Below are 4,493 nucleotides of genomic sequence, written 5' to 3'. Positions count from 1 at the left end.
TAAATAAGCTTCTTCACAAAATAAAGATTTACGTGTTGAGGAGAAACTTTATGTTTATAGAGTTTGTTGTTGTTTATTATTACGATTCGTTAGGAATTTATCTAATGAAATAGATTGGCTGTTATTTACTACAAAAAATAAAGAAACAGCCAATAATAATAAATCAAATTCATACCCTCCTATAAATCCTTGATCAAATTTCACAGTAATAATGGCTCCGGCGATAAGTAAAGAAAATAAGGTTGAAATAATTCGTGTACCAAGCCCCAGAATAACTAAAATTCCACCCACTAGTTCAATAATTGCTACTGGATATGCAAGCCAATCGAATATTCCTAGGCTGTTGAAGAAATTTTCTGTATTATGAATACCATCTTGAAATTTTATGAGTCCATGTGCAAAAAAAGTTAACCCTAATACTAATCTAATAATGAAAAAACTTAACTCATTTTTGTTTGACAATTCATTTTCCCCCATTCAATGATTTTGAAGTACTGTTAGCCATAGATTTTTCCTTTTCCTTATTCTAATGATCTATATATGATATAGAATCAAAAAACAGTATATTTTTTTGCTTGCAACTTTACTACTTGATCACTTTTTGTTTATAGGAATAAGGTTCTATCCCTTTAATATTTATTTCAATATCCTGAATTGCTGTATTGTTAATGGAACCTTCAATTATTCCAAACGTTTTATTTAGGATGTGACCGGCGCTTTTAAACCCAACATAATGTCCACGAACCATACGTGGAAAACATGCACCAAACATGCCTTGTACTGTTATAATTGATTGGAAATGTAGAACCTCAGTAATTAATGTTCCTATCATTGCAATTTTCATTTTACTATTTGGAGGTACTTTAATAGAATGTTCAATTGAAGGAGCGGTATGAATTGATTTTGAATTACTTTCTCCTACAAAAGTTGAAATATTAAATTCATTACCCGATTGAAATTTACCTGCAATAATAAGATCTGATTTTAAAGTTAAACCTGTAATAGATTTCGAACTCCAAGATTGTATATTGACCCATTGTTCTTTTATTGTCACTACAATCTCTTTTTCTTCATTATTAGGATTATATACAAATTGTTCCTTTAGGGTTATTTCATTTATTGAAGGTTCTTCAAGATCTCGAAATATAAAAGGGCCCACCATTTTATAACAAGCATGACCATAACGTTCAGTAATAGCAGGCTTATTATGAATTGGAAACGTCTCATTATTTAATGCAATTTCTTCAGGAAGTATTCCATAAAGATCTTTAAACGCATCCATTATGGAGTCTGTAGTTGAATCTAATGAATCTAAATCTGAAAAAGATAATTTTTCTTGTATAATCATACTAATGCTCCTTACCTACTTGTGTATTTTATTCGTTTGATCGTGGTCAAAAGACAATTAAAATATGAAGAAGAGATAAACTAATAGTTTGACAGATAGAATAATTAATAACTTATTGAGAATAAATTCCATTTTATGCTGTGGTATTCCTATCAATTAATACTCATTAGAAATTTATAAAGATTTGATTGAATTTTAGGAAAATAGAGGTTGTTATTGAAAATCTAACTAAGGATAAAGTTATGGAACGCATCAATAAACGGATTATTAAGGATGGAAAATAACGGAAAAATAGCAGAGAGATGAATATGAACGGAAGAAAATCTTGTGGCTCACAAAGAATTTAAGAGCTAGAGATATAAATAACAGTACAGATAAGGTTGAAGAAATCTACAAAAGGCTTTATCAATTCTAGCTAAATGATAAAAGCCCTGCAGGGGATGCAGGGCAAGACTAAGGGTATTGAAGAATTGTCGATTCTAAAAGTAAAGGACTTCTTGGAATGTTTTAAGTTTAACACGTAATATATTAAAACGTTATATAAAGATGTTGCAGAAATATGAATATAAAAAAACTCTCATAAATATTATGAAAAAGTTGAGAATCTATAGAAGCTATAAGGGATTATATTTGCAATGGTGTCTTTATAGAGTTAATAGGACAGGTTCCTGGGTATTACGAAGCATGAAAGCATCAAAAAAGCCCGTACAGAAGCACAGGCCGGTTGATACACATATCGGTAACTAAATATTAACAGAAATAGTTAGTAAGTACTATTGAAAAAATAAAAAACTACTTTCCTCCTAAGACGGTTTGAAGAAAACACATATAATAAAGCACTTATATTATACCAAATGTTTTCTCCTAATTAATATATAGTATTAATCATCCAGCAGAGGTGCTTTTTACTTCTTTTATAGAATTTACACATTAAACATATATGTATACGCATTGCATTGTTACTACACGCTCAGGAATAGTAATAAAAAGATGATACCAATAAAACTGTATAAAAACAAAAAGAATCCTAATAGGGGTAATTCTTTATGAAAGTTGAGCATGACAAACCTCCTTGGATATATAGAATATTTTAATATATTGTTGGTCTATTTAAAAAGAAAAACATAACTTGGTACATTGGATTAGAGGATATCTATATGAATAGGTAGAATCTAATTATCTGGTTCACATTTTAAACCAAGGGGTACAAATTCGATGCGACGTGAAAAGGATTTGTTGAAACAATGGAAGGCGGATTTGCAAGCTATCCAAGAAGAGAAAAGGCTGAAGAAGAAGTCTAAGAAAAAGAATAAGAAATATAGCATTCCTGGTAATACAGCTGACTTCATGAATGGAAAGAATACTTTTCGTAAAGAGAATGGGGTATGGAAGCAAAGAAATAAATAATGTGAGGATAAATGGTTTTGATTAAATGTATAGGAATTATAGTAGGCGCTGCCTTGATTTTGGCGACGTCTTATTTGTTGTTAAGGAAAGATAACAAAACAAATAAATACAAGGTAAAAGGATATTAACGAAAAAGCCAAATTAGTAGGAAGTAAATTTAAAAAGTCCTGTCTTTTGACAGGACTTTCAAAAAGGGAACAACAGTTAACAATTGAAGGTACCTTTATATTACTATTACTGGTAATATAATTCCATGTGTTATGTGTTGAGAAATAGTCTTCTATAAGATGAAAAAAAAGTAACCAATGAAGTTAAGTAACGAATTGATGTAAAAATGACATTTGGACCTGTAAGTAATGGATATGAAACATATAGTTATAGTCAAGAAAATGAACAGTTCATAAGCTAGAAATTTTAGCTTGCATATAGTATATGTTGTAAAGAAAGGGTGGGGATGAAGCATGGAACGACCGAACTGGGGCATCGGGGGATAGTATTCGTGGGCTGTACGTTTCTTGGCGCGGGAGTGGGATCTATGTTTGGAGGCGCCAAAACTGGGTGGATGATAGGGATGGGCGCTGGGTTTCTTGGTATGGCTTTGACGAGATGGATTGGGAAATAATATAACAGGTTCACTTTCTTCGATAAATAAAGCGATAGGCACATAAGAATGTACTTACATAGGATTTCAAAAAGAGACACCAAAGGGCGTCTCTGCATACTTACATTTCCACTTTAATTATTACAATACCCTTTTAACATACCTTTAGAAAAACGATTTGGATATAAAGCAATAAGCATCCCGTAGGGGCTTCCTTTCCAATAGCGTTGTAAGGGTGTCCGTAATTTTTGTTTTATGAGCCATCGTTGATTAAATACGTTTAATAGCTGTTTTTCATCCAGTTTTTCTTTCTCTTCAATGGTCCATCTTAATGCTTCTAGTGCTTTACATTTGGACCAAAAGCCAACTGGTGTAACTTTAAATTCCCATTCTTTAAAGCGACCTGGATATAAGTCGTTTATCATTTTAAATGGACTATTTCCCCACATTAATTGACATGGAGACGCTAATCTGTGAGTCTTTAGCCATTTTATACTGTAAACATCCAGTATTTGTTCGGGCGTTAATTTTTCTTTTTCTTCAATGGTCCATTTCAATGCTTCTAATGCTTTTTCTTTTGTCCAGAAGTTATTGGGCGTCATGAGAAATTCCCATTCTTTAAAACGACTAGGGTACAAATCGTTAATCATTGCAAACGGACTACTATTCCAGTACATAGCCAGAGGGGCACTAAGTTTGTTTTTCTCCAACCATTTTTTGCCGTATACGCGTAAGAGCTTTTCGTTCGATAAACCTTTTTTTTCTTCAATCATCCATCTCAAAATCGTTAATGCCTTTTCTTTCGTCCAAAAATTTAAAGGAGTCATACCAAACTCCCATTCTTTAAACTCACTTGGGTATAAATCATTTATTGCTTTAAAAGGGCTATTTTCGTATCTATGTTTGAGTAATCCTCGTAATTTATACTTTACAAGTAATTGAGTGTTCCATTTTTTTCTGATGTCTTCCTTATCCCATTTTAAGATACTGTGTAATAAATATGTGATTACTCTGCGGGCGAGTTTATTATCCAAATCTTCTTTCCAAGTATTTGGAGGGAATCGTTTCCTTTTGCCATCCAATATTTCTTGATAAATTTCTTCTATCGTAACTGCTTTTATTGCCAATATATAAATC

Annotated in this window: 5 protein-coding genes; 2 read left to right on the top strand and 3 right to left on the bottom strand. The window is 31.8% G+C overall.

The features are described 5' to 3' along the window. Positions 1-54: 54 nt before the first annotated feature. Together ABWK52_RS23235 and ABWK52_RS23230 are read right to left on the bottom strand one after the other, a co-directional pair. Positions 55-462: a DoxX family protein gene (locus ABWK52_RS23235; protein WP_353772165.1), complete on the bottom strand. Its 408-nt coding sequence runs from the start codon at positions 460-462 to the stop codon at positions 55-57. A 124-nt stretch (positions 463-586) separates the two neighbouring features. Then, positions 587-1,348: a hydralysin-2 gene (locus ABWK52_RS23230; RefSeq protein WP_098542128.1), complete on the bottom strand. Its 762-nt coding sequence runs from the start codon at positions 1,346-1,348 to the stop codon at positions 587-589. Positions 1,349-2,563: 1,215 nt separating this feature from the next. Here ABWK52_RS23230 and ABWK52_RS23225 point away from each other — a divergent pair. Together ABWK52_RS23225 and ABWK52_RS23220 are read left to right on the top strand one after the other, a co-directional pair. Continuing rightward, entirely contained in the window at positions 2,564-2,755 is a 192-nt protein-coding gene (locus tag ABWK52_RS23225) for a hypothetical protein (protein ID WP_001250597.1), read from the top strand. Between the two features lie 499 nt (positions 2,756-3,254). Next, on the top strand, positions 3,255-3,377 hold the full coding sequence (locus tag ABWK52_RS23220; protein WP_002063117.1) for a hypothetical protein: 123 nt from the start codon (positions 3,255-3,257) through the stop codon (positions 3,375-3,377). 113 nt (positions 3,378-3,490) lie between these two features. Here the strand turns inward: ABWK52_RS23220 and ABWK52_RS23215 are convergent, their stop codons facing one another. Then, complete coding sequence (locus tag ABWK52_RS23215; RefSeq protein ID WP_438825468.1) at positions 3,491-4,492, bottom strand: DUF4046 domain-containing protein; 1,002 nt, start codon at positions 4,490-4,492, stop codon at positions 3,491-3,493. Position 4,493 lies beyond the last annotated feature (1 nt).

Source organism: Bacillus sp. AP50, assembly GCF_040492675.1.
GTDB lineage: Bacteria > Bacillota > Bacilli > Bacillales > Bacillaceae_G > Bacillus_A > Bacillus_A cereus.
The sequence above is the reverse complement of the archived record's forward strand: the minus strand, read 5'-3'. Positions and strand labels throughout refer to the sequence as shown.